The sequence below is a fragment of the Corynebacterium sp. HMSC08F01 genome, assembly GCF_001807545.1.
Classification (GTDB): Bacteria; Actinomycetota; Actinomycetes; order Mycobacteriales; family Mycobacteriaceae; genus Corynebacterium; species Corynebacterium coyleae.
The window spans coordinates 72,088-89,869 of the sequence record NZ_KV789325.1; the positions used below are offsets into that span (position 1 = coordinate 72,088).

Here is a 17,782-nt window from a genome sequence, read left to right on the forward strand (position 1 = left end):
AGGCGATCATGAGCGCAGCAGACGAGCGGCGCCAAAAGGTGCTGCGGGCGATCGTGGCGGACTACATCGCCAGCCAAGAACCCGTCGGCTCCAAAGCGCTGGTGGAACGGCACAACATGGGGGTGTCGTCGGCGACGATCCGCAACGACATGGCGGTGCTTGAGCAGCAGGGCTACATCTCGCAGACGCACGCCTCGTCCGGGCGCATCCCCACCGAGGCCGGCTACCGCAAGTTTGTCGACGCGCTGCACGACGTCAAGCCACTGTCCGCCGCCGAGCGCCACGCGATTTTGGACTTCCTCGAAGACGGGGTGGACCTCGAAGACGTGCTGCGCCGCTCCGTCCAACTGCTTTCCCAACTGACCCACCAAGCCGCCGTGGTGCAACTGCCGAACCTGTCCGCCTCGCGCGTGAAACACTGTGAGGTTGTCGAACTCACACCAACGCGCCTGCTGCTCGTGCTCATCACCGACGCCGGGCGCGTCGACCAACGCAACGTTGATCTCGCCGCGCCAATTGGCGACGACGGCGTGCGCATCCTGCGCGACCTCCTCAACGACGCGCTTGTGGGCAAGACCATGCGCGACGCCTCCGCCTCGCTCGCACGCGTGGCCGTCAGCGCACCGCCGCACCTGACCGAACCGACCACACGCGCCGCCGAAGTGCTCATCACCACACTTGTCGACGCCGCCCCCGACCGCCTCATCATCGCAGGCTCCTCAAACCTGCTCGTGCCCTCCGGCGGCCTCCAGGACGTCATCGACGCCCTCGAGCAGCAAGTTGTCGTACTGAAACTGCTCGCCGGCGCCCAAGAACTCGAACGTGTCTCCGTGCGCATCGGCCGCGAAAACGAAGACGAGGAATTATCCAGCGCCTCAATTGTTACAACAGCGTACGGGGCAGGCGACGCAGCACTCGGCGGCCTCGGGGTAGTCGGTCCAACCCACATGGACTACCCCGGTACCATGCAGAAGGTTGCCACCGTGGCTCGTTACATCAGCCGCACACTGCGGGGTGAATAGAAGGGAAGATATGGCTCGCGATTACTACGGCATCCTCGGCGTAGACAAGGATGCCACCGAGCAGGAGATCAAACGGGCGTACCGCAAGCTCGCACGTAAATACCACCCGGACGTGAACCCGTCCGAGGAGGCCGCCGAGAAATTCGCGGAGATCGCAGCAGCGCAAGAGGTGCTGCTGGATCCGCAGAAGCGTTCCATCGTGGACCGCGGCGGCGACCCGATGGAAGCCGGCGGCGGCATGGGCGGCGCAGGCTTTGGCGGCGGTGGCCTCGGCGACATCTTCGAGGCATTCTTCGGCGGTGGCGGTGGTGCTCGCCAGCCGCGCTCGCGCGTGCAGCCGGGCAACGACGCGCTGCTGCGCACCTCGATCACGCTCGCGGAGGCGTTCACGGGCGTGAAGCAGGACGTCACCGTCGATACGGCGGTGCTGTGCGACAAATGCCACGGCTCGGGCTCCAAGTCAGGGGCTAAGCCGGTTACCTGTGACGTATGCCAGGGCCACGGCGCGGTCCAGGAGATGCAGCAGTCTTTCCTGGGCAATGTGATGACCACCCGCGAGTGCCACAAGTGCCATGGCTTCGGCGAAGTGATCACCGACCCGTGCGCCCAGTGCGCCGGCGACGGCCGCGTGCGCGCCACCCGCGACCTGGTGGTGAACATCCCGGCCGGCATTAATAACGGCATGCGCATCCGCATGGCGGACCAGGGCGAGGTCGGCCACGGCGGCGGTCCCGCCGGCGACCTGTACGTCGAGGTGCACGTCGAGCCACACCCGGTGTTCGTGCGCGACAACAACGACCTGCACCTGCGCCTGACTGTGCCCATGTATGACGCGGCGCTGGGCACCGAGCTCACCGTGGAGAATCTCACGGGCGATGAGACCCGCATCGAGGTGCCCGCAGGCACCCAGCCGGACGACCGCGTCGTGCTTTCCGGCGAGGGTATGCCGCGCCTGCGCCAGGAGGGGGCCGGCGACATGATCGCTCATATCGAGGTCACTGTGCCTACTGCGCTGTCCAACGAGGAACGCGCTGCACTCGAGGACCTGCGCGCCGGCCACCCGGAGGACCCTAAGGTCCACTCCGAGGGCGGCGAGCACGGCGATGGTTTCTTCTCCCGGATGCGTGATCGTTTCCGCCGATGAGCCTGCCCTATTTTCTTAGCGACGACCCCACCTCCGGCATCATCGAAGGCCCCGAGGCAAAACACGCCCACGTCAAGCGCATCCAGCCGGGGGAGCGCATCATGCTTTTCGACGGCGCCGGCAACCAGGCCGAAGTCACCGTCACGCGGGTGGATGCCTCGAGGGTTGAGGGGGTCGTCGATAAGCATGAGTTCGTGGAGCGCCCCACGCCGCGCGTGACGGTCGTGCAGGCGATCCCGAAAAGCGAGCGCGCCGAACTCGCCGTCGACCTCGCCGTGCAGGGCGGGGCGGACCGAATCGTGCCGTGGATTTCGCACCGCACGATTGCGCGCTGGCCGGCGAACAAGCAGGCGAAGCAGGTGGAGAAGTGGCGCTCGCAAGCGCTGGCGAGCGCGAAGCAGGCGCGCCGCGCGTGGGTGCCGCAGATCCACGAGCCGGTGACCACGAACCAGTTGTCGGAAATGCTGCCGGCTGGCGCATTGGTGCTCCACGAGGATGCGACCGTGCCGCTGCGTGAGGTGGACTTCGGCGAGGACATCTGGCTCATCGTTGGCCCCGAAGGCGGCATCGGGCAAGACGAACTCGAACTGCTCGGCGCGAACGCCGTGAAACTCGGCCCCGAAGTCCTGCGCACCGCAACAGCAGCGTTCGCGGCGCTCAGCGCGATCGGCGCGCTGACAAACCGCTGGTAGGGTAAACGCACATGGAAGAAATGGTGACGCGCAAGGTCGAACTCGACTCGGCGTACGCACAATCCGTCCTCGGCATCAACGACAACAACCTGCAACTGCTGGACCGCTATCTGGACGTGAGTTTCCACGCCCGCGGCACCACCTTGTCGGTGCGCGGCACGGCCGCCCACGTGGCGCACGCGCTGCGCGTGGTGGAGGAGCTGGAGTCCATGGCGCGACGCGGGGTGCCACTTCGCCCTGACACCGTCGTGGAGGCGGTGAAACTCATGGAGATGGAAGCCCCCGGCTCGGTCGCGGACATCCTCGGCGAGGAGATCATTGCGCGGCGCGGCAAGGTTATCCGCCCGAAGACTGCCGGTCAGCGCCGCTATGTGGATGCGATCGACGAGAACACGATCACCTTCGGTATCGGGCCTGCCGGCTCCGGCAAGACGTACCTTGCGGTGGCGAAGGCGGTGCAGGCGCTGCAGAACAAGCAGGTCAAACGCATCATCCTGACGCGCCCCGCCGTGGAAGCCGGCGAGAAACTCGGCTTTTTGCCCGGTACGCTTTCCGACAAGATCGACCCGTACCTGCGCCCGCTGTACGACTCGCTGCGCGACATGATGGACCCAGAGGCCATCCCGAAACTCATCGAAGCCGGCATCATCGAGGTCGCGCCCCTGGCCTACATGCGCGGGCGCACCCTGTCGGACGCGTTTGTCATCCTCGACGAGGCCCAGAACACCACCGGGGCGCAGATGAAGATGTTCCTCACCCGCCTCGGGTTTGGCTCAAAGATGGTGGTTACGGGTGACACCTCTCAGGTGGATCTGCCGCGCGGCACCGTCTCGGGCCTGCGCGTGGCGCGTCGCATCCTCAGCGACATTCCGGACATTTCGTTCCAGGAGATGCGCGCCGACGACGTTGTGCGCCACCACCTGATTTCCCGCATCGTGGCCGCCTACGACCACCACGATGCCCAGAACGCGCTGCGCTACGAAAAGCGGCAGCAGAAGATTGAAGCAGAGCGCGAAGCGGAGGCAGCGCAGTGAGCATTGAAGTCTTAAACGAGTCCGGCGAGGCGGAAGTCAACGAGCAAATGCTTATCGACGTCGCCTCCTACGCCCTACGCACCATGGACGTCCACCCCGACACCGAAGCAACAATCACGCTTGTCGACGAAGCCACCATGGCCGACCTCCACGTCCGCTGGATGGACCTCGAAGGCCCCACCGACGTGATGAGCTTCCCCATGGACGAACTCACCCCGGGTGGGGGACGGCCCGACGCCGACATGCCGGGACCTGCGATGCTCGGCGACATCATCCTGTGCCCGGCCTACGACCGTAAACAGGCCGAGATGGCCGGCCACGACCTCGCCCACGAAATGGCGCTGCTGACCGTCCACGGCGTGCTGCACCTGCTCGGCTACGACCACATCGAGCCGAAAGACGAACGGGAAATGTTTGCGCTGCAAAACGAGATCCTCGCCGACTGGTACGACGACCTGGCCCGTCGCGGGGTGGCATACCAGCCGAAGCCGACCGGCCCACACGCCTTCCCGTCCGCCGCTGACCGCGACGAGCTCGACAAGCTGATGAAGGGCGCCGAGTGACACTGACCATCACCTTCGCAACGATCACCGTCGTTGCGCTACTGCTCTCCGGCCTGCTCGGTTCCGTCGAATCTGCCCTGGCACCCATCTCGCGTGCCCGCGTGGAAGGCATGGTCAAGGATGAGACGCCGGGTGCAGATGCGTTGCTGCGCGTCGTCGAGAATCGCGCGAATCACATCAACACCCTCGTGCTGCTGCGCACCGTCTTAGACGTCATGGCGGCAGTCTCAGCGGCGATGCTGGCCATGGACGTCATCGCGTCAGATGCGTGGGCGATTGCGGTGGCGGTAATCGTCGTCACGCTGCTGCAATTTTCCATCATCGGCGTGTTCGCACGCACCGCCGGCAAACGCAACCCGTACACCATCTCGCTCAAAGCCGCCCAAGGCCTGCACATCTTCCACACCGTGCTCGGACCAGTGGCGAAACTGCTCATCTGGATCGGCAACCTGTTCCACCCCGGCGAAGACTTCCGCAACGGGCCATACGCCACCGAAATCGAACTGCGCGAAATGGTCGAAGTTGCCCAAGAAAAAGGCGTGGTGGAAACCACCGAAGGCCGCATGATCCAAAACATCTTCGACCTCGCCTCCACCACCGCCCGCCAAGTCATGGTGCCGCGACCCGAAATGGTGTGGATCGAAGGCGAAAAACTCGCCCGCCAAGCCACCGCACTCATGGTGCGCTCCGGCCACTCCCGCGTGCCCGTCATCGGCGAAAACGTCGACGAAATCATCGGCGTCGCCTACCTCAAAGACATGTTCACCGACCGCGGCGCGCCCGTCGACCCGAACACGCCACTGACCGAATTGATGCGCCAACCGATGTTCATCCCGGACTCCAAGCCGCTCGACCTGCTGTTGCGCGCGATGCAGCAGCAGAACACCCACATCGCGGTGGTTATCGACGAGTTCGGCAACGTCGCAGGCCTGCTCACCATGGAAGACCTGCTTGAAGAAATCGTCGGCGAAATCACCGACGAATACGACGAAGACGAGGAAGCCCCCATCGAAGAAATCGACGAGCGCGTCTTCCGCGTCCAAGCGCGCCTGCCTCTCGACGACCTCGTGCACTACCTCGCCGACCACCTCGACTACACGCTGGAGTACTCGGAGGAGGTCGTCGACAATGTGGACACCGTCGCCGGCCTGCTGTCGTACGAACTCGGCCGCGTGCCCCTTCCCGGCGCCTCCATTCTTCGCGACGGCATCCGCTACACCGCAGAAGGCGGCCGCGACCGACGCGGACGCATCAAGACCCGCACCGTGCTGGTTGCGGTCGGCGAGGAACCCGAAAACGGGGTATCGTAGCACCTGTAACCAACCGAAAGGAGTTCCACCATGCGAGCAGTTCGCTACTACGGCCAGAAGGACATCCGCGTCGAGGAAATCGACGCCCCGGTTGCAGGCAAGGGAGAGGTGCTCATCGACGTCGCCTGGTGCGGCATCTGCGGCACTGACCTGCACGAGTACCTAGAAGGCCCGATCTTCTGCCCGAAGCCTGGCCATCCGCACCCCATCACCGGTGAGGAGCCGCCGATCACCCTCGGCCACGAGTTCTCCGGCGTTGTTTCGGCGCTCGGCGAGGGTGTCGACGACCTCGAGGTCGGCCAGCACGTTGTCGTCGAGCCGTACGTCCTGCCGGACGACGTCGACCCGAAGGAGCCGGGCCCGTACAACCTCCACCCGGACGTGAACTTCATCGGCCTCGCAGGTGGTGGCGGCGGCCTCTCCGAGAAGATCGCTGTGCAGCGTCGCTGGGTTCACCCGATTTCCAACGATGTTCCGCTCGACGAGGCTGCGCTCATCGAGCCGCTGTCCGTCGCCCACCACGCATTCGTTGCGTCTGAGGCGAAGGAAGGCGACGTCGCCCTCATCGGTGGCGCTGGCCCGATCGGCGTGCTGACCGCAGCTGTGGCGAAGGCATACGGCCTGACCGTCATCGTCTCTGAGCTCTCCGAGCTGCGTCGCCAGAAGGCGCTCGACGCAGGTGTCGCAGACTACGCGATCGACCCGAGCGCAACCGACCTCAAGGCAGAGATCGAAAAGATCACCGACGGCAAGGGCGTCGACGTCGCATTCGAGTGCACCTCCGTCAATGTTGTGCTCGACCAGCTGATCGACTGCCTGAAGCTCAAGGGCACCCTGGTCGTCGAGTCCATCTGGTCGAAGAAGGCCGAGCTGGACATCCACGCGCTCGTGATGAAGGAACTGACCATCCGCGGCATCATCGGCTACGCCCACGATCACCCGCAGACCATCAAGTTGGTGGAGTCCGGCAAGATTGATCTGAAGCCGTTTATCACCGGCAAGATCGGTTTCGACGGTGTTGTTGACGAGGGCTTCGACACCCTGATTAACCGCAACGAGACCGCAGTGAAGATTCTGGTGTCGCCGGAGCTCTAAAATGCTCCTATGAGCAATATTCTCTCGATCCAGTCCGCCGTCGCGTTTGGCCATGTTGGCAACTCGGCGGCGGTCTTTCCTTTGCAGCGCATCGGCCACGAGGTGTGGCCGGTGTACACGGTGAACTACTCCAATCACACGGGTTATGGTGCGTGGGAGGGGCCGATCATTCCGGCCGCCGACGTTGCGGCGGTGCTCAAGGGCATCCGCGACCGCAATGCGTTCCCGCTTATCGACGCCATCCTCACCGGCTACCAGGCCTCCCCGGAAATCGCCGACGTGATCGTCAGCACCGTGCGCGACATCAAGGCTGAAAACCCGGATGCGCTCTATGCGTGCGATCCGGTGATGGGTTCGGCGAAGTCGGGCTGCTTCGTGGCGGATACGATCCCGCCGCTGTTCCGCTCGACGATCGTGCCGGTGGCGGACATCATTACGCCGAACCAGTTCGAGTTGGGCTACCTCACCGAGCGCGACGTCACCGACCTGGATTCGACCCTTGCCGCCGTGGACGCGGCCCGTGAGATGGGCCCGTCGACCGTGCTGGTGACTTCGGTGGAGCGCCCCGAAACCCCCGAGGACGCGATTGAGATGATCGCCGTGGACGACAACGGCAAGTGGATCGTGCGCACCCCGCGCCTGCCGTTTAAGCGCAACGGCTCCGGCGATGTTACTGCAGCGCTGTTTACCGGCCACTACGTGCGCAGCCACGACGCAAAGGACGCGTTGGCAAAGACCGCCTCCTCGGTCTACGACATGCTGCGCCTCACCTTCGAGGCCGAGACCAACGAACTCCAGCTCGTCGAGGCCCAGGAGTTTTACGCCAACCCGCAACTCCAGTTCGAGGTCGAAGCCCTCTAACCGGTTTCAGGCATGCCGAGTCACCCGCCCACCCGGGCGGGTTTTTCGCGTTTTCGGGGCCGGGTGAATCGATCAGTCGAACAGCAGCTCCATCGCCCCCGTCACGGTCGGCACTTCGGTCCCGTTGGGTGCGATCCAGCAGATGCGCCCGTTCGGGTTGTCGATGTGCCCGCGGATCGCCCGCCACCGGTCGTCGTCGTTGACTCCGTTGTGGTAGGCGCACAGTTGCGCCAGATTGTCTATGTTGGTCATCCCGCCGTGCTTCCAGGCGTGCATGTGGTGGGTTTGGGTGGTTTCGGCGGAATGCCGGCAGTCGGGGAAGGCGCAACGTGGCGACATCAACTTCGACATCGTCCGCTGCTTCCCATTCGCCAGCCGTTGCGTCCGGTACAGGTTCACCGCACCTTTCTGCGGGTGGAAGGCGGCCACCTCGAGCACGTCGCCGAACTCACGGGTGAGAAACTCGGCGCCGGTCATCGTGGTGCCGTCGGTAAGTACAAGTTCGACGTCGTCGCCGCAGCCGTCCATGATGCGGGTGTAGGCCTGGATCGGCACCAAAATCATCGGCCGCAGCGCCGCGCGCGGCACCCCGCCGCCCTCGCGCAACAGGCGGAACAGTGAGCCGGCCATCTGCTCCGCAGCCGGCCGATCCTCATCGATCATGGAACGCAGCGTGTGCTCCAAGTCGGCCAGATCGCGCTCGTTGTACGTCAGCGTCATGGTACGCATGCCCTCACGCGAGCGCGTGAACCGGCAGGAGGGTTTGGGGGCGGTCACGGGGACGTCGATAAGCCTGCTGATGCGCTTCGACAACGAGCGAAACGAACCACGATGCCGCACCAGATCCAACCGGATGCGCCACCGCTCAGCAGCCGAGCCCACCGCAACCAACTTCTTCTCGATGAGCACCAACTGGTCGATCGGCAACCCCTCCGCCAACGCCAGCGCATCAGCCTGCTTGCGCGTGAACTTGGTCGGGCCATAGTACGTATCGAAGACGCGGGCGAGGTCGCGCGCTCGTGTCGTCGATAAGCCAGCTGCAACTGCGGCCTCCCGAGAGAACCCGGCGAGCATCCCCACGCCCGCGGAACAAAACTCAATAAAATCCATGCACCAGACGCTAGAAACCCACCGCAACCCCCACAAGACCCCGCAAAAAATCTGTGGATAACTCCCACGCCTCGGGAAAAGTTATCCACAACGGTAGGATGCGCACCATGATTGATTTCCCGGACAACCTGCCAGAAGACGCGATCGCTGACGGCGGTTTCACAAACACGCCGGAAGGGTTCAAGTCGGGCTTTGTCAGTTTTGTGGGAAGGCCGAATACCGGCAAGTCCACGCTGACCAACGCGCTGGTGGGGGAGAAGATCGCCATCATGGCCGACCAGCCGGAAACCACGCGCCACCCGATCCGCGGCGTGATCAACCGTGACGGCGCGCAGGTCATTGTGGTGGACACGCCGGGGATTCACCGCCCGCGCACGCTGCTGGGCGAGCGGCTCAACGACGTGGTGAAGGACACCTTCGCGGACGTGGACGTCATCGGCTTTACTGTGCCGGCCGACGAGAAGATCGGCCCCGGCGACCGCTTCATCCTCGACGAGATCCGCAAAACGAAGCCGAACACGCCGATCGTGGGCATCGTGACCAAACTGGACAAGACCGGCAAGGACACCGTCGGCGAGCGCCTGCTCGAACTGCACGACATGCTCGGCCCCGACTGCGAGGTCGTGCCGGTCTCCGCAACCGCAGGTGTGCAGACGGACACGCTGCTGGACATTCTCATCGACCACCTGCCGGAAGGCCCGCGTTTCTACCCGGAGGACCACACCACCGACGAGGATGTGGAGACGCGTATCGCCGAGTTGATCCGTGAGGAGGCACTGCGCGGTCTTCGCGACGAGCTCCCGCACTCCGTCGCCGTCCAAATCGACGAAATACACCCGGACCCGAACAACCCGAAGCGCACCATGATCTACGCGGTGCTGTACCTGGAGCGCCCGGGCCAAAAGCGCATCATTGAGGGCCCGGACGGGCGGCGCCTCAGCGGCATTGTGCACCGTGCGCGCAAGCAGATCATCGACCTGGTTGGCCAGAACATCTACTTGGATGTGCGTGTGAAGATCTTGAAGAACTGGCAGCAGGATCCGAAGGCGTTGGGCCGGCTTGGCTTCTAGGCCGTCGTGGCGCGATCGTGCCTTTGTGGTGCGCACTTACGATTTCGGTGAGGCGGATCGCGTCGTTGTGCTTTTGACCCGCAACCATGGTTTGGTGCGTGGGGTGGCGAAGGGCGTGCGCAAGGTGAAAAGTCGTTTCGGCTCGCGCTTGCAGCCGTTCGTGGATGTGGATGTGCAGGTGTATCCGGGCAGAGGCTTATCGACGATCACCGGCGCCGACACCGTCACCTACTTCGGCGCCCGCATTATCGACGACTTCGACCGCTACGCCGCCGCCTGCGCCGTCATGGAGGTCGCCGAGAAGCTCTCCTACGACCAGGGTGATCCGGAACTGTTCGCGCTTGTGCAGGAGGCGCTAACCAACCTGCAGACCGACCAGCACCCGACGCTGGTGCTCGACGCGTTTATGCTCAAGGCCACCGAGCACGCCGGCTGGGGTTTAAGCCTGTTCAACTGCGCGAACTGCCAGGCACCTGGGCCGCACAAGGCGTTCAACGCCACCGTCGGCGGGGCGGTGTGCAACAATTGCCGGCCCACCGGATCCATGGACGTGGATCCGGAGACGCTGCACGATATGTGGTTGTTGCGGGGAGGTTACGGGGTGTCGTCGATACGCGTTGCGCAAATTCACCGCGCGACCGTGGCGCACGTGCAGCACAACCTTGAGACCGGGCTGAAGAGTCTGAAGATCATGGAGCAGGCATAATAAACGCCCATGGGCGCACCGAAGATTGACAAGAAGTTCATCCCGAAACACATCGCACTGGTGATGGACGGCAACGGCCGTTGGGCGCAGCAACGGGGCTTGAAGCGCACCGAGGGGCACAAGGTGGGCGAGGAAAAGCTCATGGACGCCGTCGATGCCTGCATCGAACTTGGTGGGGTGGAGTGGCTGTCCGCCTACGCGTTTTCTACGGAGAATTGGAAGCGCAGCCCTTCCGAGGTGCATTTTTTGATGAACTTCACCCGCGACGTGTTGCGCCGCCAGCGTGACGAGTTGCATGAGAAGAACGTGCGCGTGGTGTGGTGTGGGCGCCGCCCGAAGCTGTGGGGCAGCGTGATCGAGGAGCTTGAGGTCGCCGAGGAGCTCACGAAGCACAACACGGGGCTCACCCTTGCGATGTGCGTGAATTATGGCGGTCGCGCCGAGCTCACCGACGCAGTGCAGGCGCTTATCGACGACAACGTGCGCCACGTCGACGAAAAAACCATCCAGCGCTACCTGTATCGCGCCGACATGCCGGACGTGGACCTGTTCTTGCGCCCGTCGGGGGAGCAGCGCACCTCAAACTTCCTGCTGTGGCAGTCGGCCTACGCGGAGATGGTGTACCAGGACGTGCTGTTCCCGGACTTTACTAAGCAGGACCTGTGGGACGCGGTGTTGGAGTACGCGAAGCGCGACCGACGTTTCGGTGGTGCGGTGGATAAGTTCGATAACTAGCGTTTCGCCTGGCAGTCGCGGCACACACCGTAGATTTCGGCGTCGTGGCCGACGAGTTCGTAGCCGTAGTGCTTCGCCATCACCTCGGCCCATCTTTCTACCGGGCCGCCTTCGATTTCCTCGCTGCGCCCGCATTTGGAGCACAGGAGGTGATGGTGGTGGTGGTCGGCGAGACAGTCGCGGTAGAGCGTTTCGCCTTCGGGGGAGTAAAGCACGTCCACCGCGTCGACGTCCGCGAGTGATTGCAGCGTGCGGTAGACGGTGGTCAGTCCTACGGACTCGCCTTGTTCGGTGAGGATCTCGTGGATGGCTTGTGCGGAGGCGAATTTGTCTAAGCCGCGCAGCGTATCGACGACCGCCGCGCGCTGCTTAGTCATCCTCGGGCCAAGCTTCGGGACGGGTCGCGTGCTGTGTGGGCGGTGTTTCATACCGGGCCAGCTTAGCCGGGATGGCGCTCGACTGAGACGAGGCCTAGCCGGATCTTGCCTAGTGCTGATTCGGGCTAGTCCTGGCCCGGCACCGACGTGCGCCGGGTTGTGTCAGCGGCCGGCGCGTAGAACTCGCAGGCATGGTCTACGAGCGCGTGGATAATCCGGATCACGGTGGGGTTGGCAAGTTCGTAGGCGACTTCGCGGCCGCAGCGTTTGGCGGCGACTAGGCCTTCGTCGCGAAGCACCCGCAAATGCTGCGACACCAGCGGCTGCGACTTCCCCAAAATTCCCACCAACTCATGGACCGCGCGCTGTGAATCGTGCAGCAGCAGCAAAATCCGAAGACGCATCTCCGAATCCAGCACTCGGATCAGTGCGGCAGTGTGGTCTAACTCCTCCGGCGAAAAGCGAAGGTCGTCACGCATGGGCGGCCCCTTTCGACGACAGTCCTACACAGTTGTCACACAGTTTACTCGAAGCAGGCGTAAAGGTGGGACTTATGTCCAAAGGGTCGTCTGCGTCGTCGCAAAGTGAAACGGCTAGACTGATCGACGTATTTTGGCAACCGTATTACACGCAGGAGATTGTGATGCCCGCATCCAAGATCGAAACCGTCGTCAACCTCTGCAAACGCCGTGGTTTGGTGTACCCCGCAGGTGAGATTTACGGCGGAACACGCTCCGCGTGGGACTACGGCCCACTCGGCGTCGAGCTGAAAGAAAATCTCAAGCGCCAGTGGTGGAAGCACATGGTGACCGCCCGCCCTGACACCGTCGGCGTCGACACCTCCATCATTCTGCCCACCCGCGTATGGGAGGCTTCCGGCCACGTCGAGGTGTTCACCGACCCGCTCGTTGAGTCCCTCTACACCAACAAGCGCTACCGCGCCGACCACCTGATCGAAGCGTACGAGGAGAAGCACGGCCACCCGCCAGCAAACGGGCTCGCCGACATCAACGACCCGGAGACCGGCCAGCCTGGCAACTGGACCGAGCCGAAGGAATTCTCCGGTTTGATGAAGACCTACCTCGGCCCCGTCGACGACAAGGAAGGCCTGCACTACCTGCGCCCGGAGACTGCGCAGGGCATCTTCGTTAACTTCAAAAACGTGATGACGTCCGCGCGCCTCAAGCCGCCGTTCGGCATCGCCAACATTGGCAAGTCGTTCCGCAACGAAATCACCCCGGGCAACTTCATCTTCCGCACCCGCGAGTTCGAGCAAATGGAGATGGAATTCTTCGTCAAGCCAGGCGAGGACGAGACCTGGCACGAGTACTGGATTGAAAACCGCTTCAACTGGTACGTCGACCTGGGCATCAACCCGGAGAACCTGCGCCTGTACGAGCACCCGCAGGAGAAGCTGTCGCACTACTCCAAGCGCACCGTGGACATCGAGTACGCATTCGGCTTCACCGGCTCCAAGTGGGGCGAACTCGAAGGCGTGGCCAACCGTACGGATTACGATCTGAAGACCCACTCCGAGGCGTCCGGCGAGGACCTGTCGTACTACGACCAGCAGAACGAGGAGCGTTGGATCCCGTACTGCATCGAGCCGGCCGCCGGCCTGGGTCGCGCCATGATGGCATTTCTTATCGACGCCTACGACGAAGAAGAAGCACCCAACGCCAAGGGCGGCACCGACACCCGCGTCGTGCTGCGCCTGGACCGTCGCCTCGCGCCGGTGAAGGTTGCCGTGCTGCCACTGTCGAAGAAGCCGGAACTCGCCGGCCCCGCCGAGGAGCTGGCCACCAAGCTGCGCCAGTACTGGAACGTGGACTTTGACACCTCGGGTGCGATTGGTCGTCGTTACCGTCGCCAGGACGAGACCGGCACCCCGTTCTGCGTCACCTACGACTTTGACACCCTTGAGGACAACGCTGTGACCGTTCGCGAGCGCGACACGATGGAGCAGGAGCGCGTGCCTCTCGACGAGCTGGAGGCCTACCTGGCCGCCCGCCTGATCGGCTGCTAATGCACTACGTCAGCTGGGATCGCACGGACCGCGACGCGCCGAAGTTGCTCGCCGAGGACGGCCCTGAGGTGTTGGGCGTGTTCTCGCACGACCACGCCGTTGTGGGCGGCGAGGAGTGGCAGTTGGTGTCGCACCCCGAATCGGGTGCGGTAGCGACGCGCCGCGGCGAGGAGATCGTGCGCACGTCGAACAGTTTGAAGCGCGCGAAGCGCATCGACCTGGTCATCGAGGGCCACGCCTACGCGTTCGTCCCGGAGACCTCCAAGAACTGGGTGGTCGAGGATGCGAGCGGCGAGAAGGTTGCCCAGTTCACCCAGGACCACAACGGTGTGCGCAAGGCGATCCTCGAGTTCGAGGGCGAGACCGACCTGCCGCCCACCCAGGTTGCCGGCCTTGCGTGGTTGACCCGCGAGGTGCTTGAGGCCCGCAAGATGGTCAATTCGACCGCGCTGATCAGCACTTTGGTGTTCTTGTCGCTGTTCATCGTTGTGGTGGCGTTGCTGTGATTTGGCAGGGCGCCACGCTTCTCGACGACTCCCGCACCCGCGCCACCGCCACCGCCGACACCATCACCGTCGGTGGGGCACACCCGAGCGCGGTGCTGCGCATCACCGCCGGGAGCGCGCGCCGGTTTAAGGCCGTCGATGCGGATACGGGCGGGGAGTTCGTGCTGCGTAAGGCCGGGTTTACGGTGGCGCGCTACACCGCGGATTGCGACGGGCGCCGCTACACCCTGAACCGTTCTGGCCTGCACCGCGAGATCCGCGACGCCGCCGGAACCCTCGTCGCCGTGACCCGCGGGAAGGCCTCGGGCGACCTCCACGTTGAGGTCAAAGCGGATGTCGACGCTGCAGCCGAGGCCGACCTGCCTATGGAGGATCTTGTGTTCATGACGTGGGCGCTCACTTTCGTGGACACGCCCGCGCGCCGCACCCGCATTTAGCGCCGCGGCGGCCCGGCAGCGCGGCTGCCCAGCGCGGGCCAGCACCACCGCTGCGTCAGCCTGGCTGTGCGGCCCCGCGCGGCCTAGAACGTGCCGCCGCGGTTAGAGGGGCGCCCGCCGGAGAAGCCACCTCCGCCGCCTCCTCCAAAGCCGCCGCCGCCTCCCCCGAAGCCACCCCCGCCACCTCCGCCGCCGGAGAGCAGCGTGCCCCACAGCACCGCCCTGGCCAGGGAGTCGGCGGTTTCGCGGTTGCGGGCCGCTTGGTAGCGGCGGATATCGTCGTTAGCGGCCTGCTCGGCGCGGCGGGCGGTGTCGGTGGCGGTGCGGGCGGCGTCGATAGCTGTACGCGTATCGCGCACACGCAGCTGGATCGCTTGGGCGTGCTGGCGCTTCGCCTCGGCGAGCAAGGTGCGGGCGTGCGAGCCGATGATGCGGCCACGGGAGCGGATTAAGTCTTCGGCGCGCTGGATCTGCGCGGTGCAGACCTGCATTTGTTGGTCGAACAGTTGCAGGGCGCGGGCTTGGTCGCCGGCGACGCCGCGGGCACGGTCGAGGGCGTCGTCGATTTCGGCGTCCATGTTCGCCAGTTCCTCGTAGAGGGCAAGCGGGTCGGTGTCGGCGCGGTTGCCCATCGCGTCGAGCATGCGCTGGGCCTTGGCGGAAACCGCGTTCAAAGAGGCGACGTCGATACGCGCGCCCTGCTCACGGGAGCCCTTGACGGTTTCGATGTCGCGGAGTTCGGCGCGGATTTCGTCGATAAGCGCTGGCAAATTGGTTTTCGCCGCCCGGATGTTCTCTTCGGCGTGTTCGATGGCGTTGAGGTTGGTGTCGGAAACCTCCACGGCGTGCGACGCGGCGGCAAGCGTGTCCAGCAGCGCGCCTTGGCGGCCGGCGGGCTGGGCGGCGAGGCTGCGGGCGTCGGTAAGTGCCTTCTCGGCTTCGTCGAGGGAGGCCTGCGCAACATCGACGTTGTCCACGATCGATGACAACATCTCCGCCGCATGTGTCTCGCGCAGTTGCGCAAGGGTGGCGCGGGCGGGCTCGAGGCGCGCGCGGATGTCCACGGTGCGGGCGAGGATCTTGTCTACCTCGTCGGGTGCGCGCATGAGCACGCCGCGCATGTCGTTGAACTCAGCGGTTTTGTCGCGAAGTGCCTGTTCAGCCTTTCCTGACGAGGAGATGATGTCGACGAGCATGGCGCGTTTTTCGGGTTCGGTTTCGGGGATGGCGTCGTAAAGTTCCTGGTGCGTGGAAAACGCGCGCTGCAGGGTGCGGGTGGCGTCGTTCATGGCGGAGGTGAACGGGCGGACGCGCTCGGCGCCGAATTCGGAGGTGGCCAGCTTCAGCTCCTCCTTGCCTTGAGTAATGGATTCGTCGGCGGAGACGAGCGCGTCGCGCGCGACCTCCTCCAGGGTCGCGGTGGGCAGGCGGCCGAGCGAGTCAGTATCCGCCGGGTCGAGCGCCTTCGCAGACGCGATCTGCTTCGCGTGCTGCTTGCGCGAACCCTTGCGCGCCGCCGCGTACATGCCACCGCCGGCAAGTGCCGCGACACCGAGGCCGCCTGCGACCCAGCCTGCGCCCGCGCCATCGCTATTGCTTGACGACGACGACCCATCGGCCGACTCAACCGCATTCAGCGCCGCCTGCGACCAATTGAGTTGGGTTAGCTGCGCGTAGGCGGCGTCGTTCATCTGGTCGATCTCGGCCTGGGTCCATTCTTCGCCACCGCCGACGTTGTAGGCGCGCTCGTCGGGGGAAATCACCAGCACGGCGGTGTTGGAACCGTTCGCGGCGACGGCCTGGTCGACCCAGTCGGACGGGCTGATGTCGCCAAAGGTACGCAGGAACACCACACGCACCGACTTGCCTTGCGACTGGCTGACCTGCTGGATCGCCTGTTCAATCTCGGCGCGCTCGCCGTCGGTGAGCACGCCGGCGTCGTCGGTCACAGGCTTGGTTAAAAGCCCTGGCTGGACGGTGGTTTCCGTGGCCACGCCTTGCGCAAGCGCGGGCGTTTCGGCAAAACCTGAGGCGGGCGCTGCGAGAAACAGCATGCCGCCGACGGCGAGGACGCGAAGGTAACGGCTAGTCATGCGACTAGGGTAGCGCTTCGTGTACGCCTATAACGCCGACGATACGAAACGCCGCACCGCCGAGGGTCCGAAGGGGGCGCAGCTTGCGCCGGATTCGCGGGGTGCGTTTGCGCGTGACCGGGCCCGTGTGTTGCATTCGGCGGCGCTTCGTCGATTAGCGGATAAGACCCAGGTTGTTGGCCCGCGCGACGGTGATACTCCGCGCACGCGCCTGACGCACTCGCTGGAGGTCGCCCAGATTTCACGCGGCATCGGCGAAGGCCTCGGCCTGAACCCCGACCTGTGCGAGATGGCCGGCCTCACCCACGACATCGGCCACCCGCCCTACGGTCACAACGGCGAAGTCGCGCTCAACGAGGTCGCGCCCGACGGCTTCGAGGGCAATGCGCAGACGTTGCGCATCCTGTCGCGCCTTGAGCCGAAAGTGCTTATCGACGACCACTCTTACGGCCTCAACCTCACCCGCGCCTCCTTAGATGCCGCCGTGAAATACCCCGTGACCCGCACCAACCCCGACGGCACCCTAAACCGGAAGTACTCCGCCTACGACGAGGATGCGGCGGTGCTTGCGTGGGCGCGCGAAGGCCACACCGACGACATGCCACCGATGGAGGCACAGGTGATGGACTTTTCCGACGACATCGCCTACTCCGTCCACGACGTCGAAGACGGCATCGTCTCCGGGCGCGTCTCCCTGCAGGTGTTGTGGGACTTCGTCGAACTCGCCGCCCTTGCTGAGAAGGGTGCCGCCGCCTTTGGTGGCGACGCCGACTCGCTCGTCGACGCCGCCGACCGCCTCCGCGCCCTGCCGGCCATCGCAGCCGCCGCCGACTTCGACTACACCTTGTCCTCTTGGGTTCGCCTGAAGGGGCTGACGTCGCAGTTGGTGGGACGCTACATCGGCGGCGTGACCAAGGCGACCCTCGACGGGAACCTAGGCACCGACGCTGCTGCCGACGCGGGCGCGGGCGGCGCGGACGCGGGCGCGGGCGCGGGCGGCG

The 17,782-nt window shown here is 64.7% G+C and carries 19 protein-coding genes; 15 read left to right on the forward strand and 4 right to left on the reverse strand.

Features of this window, described 5'->3' with window-relative positions; genetic code table 11:
• Positions 1–5: 5 nt before the first annotated feature.
• From hrcA to pdxY, 8 genes are read left to right on the forward strand one after another with little or no spacing between them, the layout of a single operon-like run.
• Positions 6–1,022 carry a heat-inducible transcriptional repressor HrcA gene (gene hrcA, locus HMPREF3171_RS10730; RefSeq protein ID WP_070484926.1) on the forward strand — a complete coding sequence of 339 codons (1,017 nt, stop codon included), beginning with the start codon at positions 6–8 and terminating at the stop codon, positions 1,020–1,022.
• Between the two features lie 10 nt (positions 1,023–1,032).
• On the forward strand, positions 1,033–2,166 hold the full coding sequence (gene dnaJ / locus HMPREF3171_RS10735; RefSeq protein WP_070453577.1) for a molecular chaperone DnaJ: 1,134 nt from the start codon (positions 1,033–1,035) through the stop codon (positions 2,164–2,166).
• Positions 2,163–2,858 carry a 16S rRNA (uracil(1498)-N(3))-methyltransferase gene (locus HMPREF3171_RS10740; protein WP_070484912.1) on the forward strand — a complete coding sequence of 232 codons (696 nt, stop codon included), beginning with the start codon at positions 2,163–2,165 and terminating at the stop codon, positions 2,856–2,858. Before dnaJ ends, HMPREF3171_RS10740 begins: the two co-directional genes overlap by 4 nt.
• Positions 2,859–2,869: 11 nt before the next feature.
• Positions 2,870–3,892 carry a PhoH family protein gene (locus tag HMPREF3171_RS10745; protein WP_070421347.1) on the forward strand — a complete coding sequence of 341 codons (1,023 nt, stop codon included), beginning with the start codon at positions 2,870–2,872 and terminating at the stop codon, positions 3,890–3,892.
• Complete coding sequence (ybeY, locus tag HMPREF3171_RS10750; protein WP_070484913.1) at positions 3,889–4,455, forward strand: rRNA maturation RNase YbeY; 567 nt, start codon at positions 3,889–3,891, stop codon at positions 4,453–4,455. The genes HMPREF3171_RS10745 and ybeY overlap by 4 nt, the downstream gene beginning before the upstream one ends.
• Positions 4,452–5,765, forward strand: coding sequence for a hemolysin family protein (locus HMPREF3171_RS10755; RefSeq protein ID WP_070421349.1), 1,314 nt, complete (start codon positions 4,452–4,454; stop codon positions 5,763–5,765). Before ybeY ends, HMPREF3171_RS10755 begins: the two co-directional genes overlap by 4 nt.
• Positions 5,766–5,795: 30 nt before the next feature.
• Complete coding sequence (locus tag HMPREF3171_RS10760) at positions 5,796–6,860, forward strand: 2,3-butanediol dehydrogenase (RefSeq protein ID WP_070453562.1); 1,065 nt, start codon at positions 5,796–5,798, stop codon at positions 6,858–6,860.
• A gap of 9 nt (positions 6,861–6,869) precedes the next feature.
• Positions 6,870–7,721 carry a pyridoxal kinase PdxY gene (gene pdxY, locus HMPREF3171_RS10765; RefSeq protein WP_070421351.1) on the forward strand — a complete coding sequence of 284 codons (852 nt, stop codon included), beginning with the start codon at positions 6,870–6,872 and terminating at the stop codon, positions 7,719–7,721.
• Between the two features lie 72 nt (positions 7,722–7,793).
• Here the strand turns inward: pdxY and HMPREF3171_RS10770 are convergent, their stop codons facing one another.
• Positions 7,794–8,831, reverse strand: a complete 1,038-nt coding sequence (locus tag HMPREF3171_RS10770) for an HNH endonuclease signature motif containing protein (protein WP_141743402.1) — start codon at positions 8,829–8,831, stop codon at positions 7,794–7,796.
• 107 nt (positions 8,832–8,938) lie between these two features.
• On the opposite strand from HMPREF3171_RS10770, the gene era reads away from it, so the two are divergent.
• From era to HMPREF3171_RS10785, 3 genes are read left to right on the forward strand one after another with little or no spacing between them, the layout of a single operon-like run.
• On the forward strand, positions 8,939–9,901 hold the full coding sequence (gene era / locus HMPREF3171_RS10775) for a GTPase Era (RefSeq protein ID WP_210385611.1): 963 nt from the start codon (positions 8,939–8,941) through the stop codon (positions 9,899–9,901).
• Positions 9,891–10,607 (forward strand): DNA repair protein RecO, encoded by a 717-nt coding sequence (recO, locus tag HMPREF3171_RS10780; RefSeq protein ID WP_070484916.1) that lies wholly within the window; start codon positions 9,891–9,893, stop codon positions 10,605–10,607. Before era ends, recO begins: the two co-directional genes overlap by 11 nt.
• Before the next feature lie 9 nt (positions 10,608–10,616).
• Positions 10,617–11,342 (forward strand): isoprenyl transferase, encoded by a 726-nt coding sequence (locus HMPREF3171_RS10785; RefSeq protein WP_070453547.1) that lies wholly within the window; start codon positions 10,617–10,619, stop codon positions 11,340–11,342.
• Here HMPREF3171_RS10785 and HMPREF3171_RS10790 read toward each other — a convergent pair.
• Together HMPREF3171_RS10790 and HMPREF3171_RS10795 are read right to left on the reverse strand one after the other, a co-directional pair.
• Positions 11,339–11,719, reverse strand: coding sequence for a Fur family transcriptional regulator (locus tag HMPREF3171_RS10790; protein WP_246815374.1), 381 nt, complete (start codon positions 11,717–11,719; stop codon positions 11,339–11,341). The genes HMPREF3171_RS10785 and HMPREF3171_RS10790 overlap by 4 nt on opposite strands.
• Positions 11,720–11,844: 125 nt before the next feature.
• Positions 11,845–12,198, reverse strand: a complete 354-nt coding sequence (locus tag HMPREF3171_RS10795; RefSeq protein WP_070453541.1) for an ArsR/SmtB family transcription factor — start codon at positions 12,196–12,198, stop codon at positions 11,845–11,847.
• Between the two features lie 164 nt (positions 12,199–12,362).
• Here HMPREF3171_RS10795 and HMPREF3171_RS10800 point away from each other — a divergent pair, with 164 nt between their 5' ends.
• From HMPREF3171_RS10800 to HMPREF3171_RS10810, 3 genes are read left to right on the forward strand one after another with little or no spacing between them, the layout of a single operon-like run.
• Positions 12,363–13,745: a glycine--tRNA ligase gene (locus HMPREF3171_RS10800; protein WP_070484927.1), complete on the forward strand. Its 1,383-nt coding sequence runs from the start codon at positions 12,363–12,365 to the stop codon at positions 13,743–13,745.
• Positions 13,745–14,251 (forward strand): hypothetical protein, encoded by a 507-nt coding sequence (locus HMPREF3171_RS10805; RefSeq protein ID WP_070453538.1) that lies wholly within the window; start codon positions 13,745–13,747, stop codon positions 14,249–14,251. Before HMPREF3171_RS10800 ends, HMPREF3171_RS10805 begins: the two co-directional genes overlap by 1 nt.
• Positions 14,248–14,688, forward strand: a complete 441-nt coding sequence (locus HMPREF3171_RS10810) for a hypothetical protein (RefSeq protein WP_070484917.1) — start codon at positions 14,248–14,250, stop codon at positions 14,686–14,688. Before HMPREF3171_RS10805 ends, HMPREF3171_RS10810 begins: the two co-directional genes overlap by 4 nt.
• 83 nt (positions 14,689–14,771) lie before the next feature.
• On the opposite strand, the gene HMPREF3171_RS10815 is transcribed toward HMPREF3171_RS10810, so the two are convergent.
• Positions 14,772–16,781 (reverse strand): TPM domain-containing protein, encoded by a 2,010-nt coding sequence (locus tag HMPREF3171_RS10815; RefSeq protein ID WP_070484918.1) that lies wholly within the window; start codon positions 16,779–16,781, stop codon positions 14,772–14,774.
• Positions 16,782–16,800: 19 nt separating this feature from the next.
• On the opposite strand from HMPREF3171_RS10815, the gene HMPREF3171_RS10820 reads away from it, so the two are divergent.
• On the forward strand, positions 16,801–17,782 hold a 982-nt coding region (locus HMPREF3171_RS10820), incomplete at its 3' end, for a deoxyguanosinetriphosphate triphosphohydrolase (RefSeq protein ID WP_083292079.1).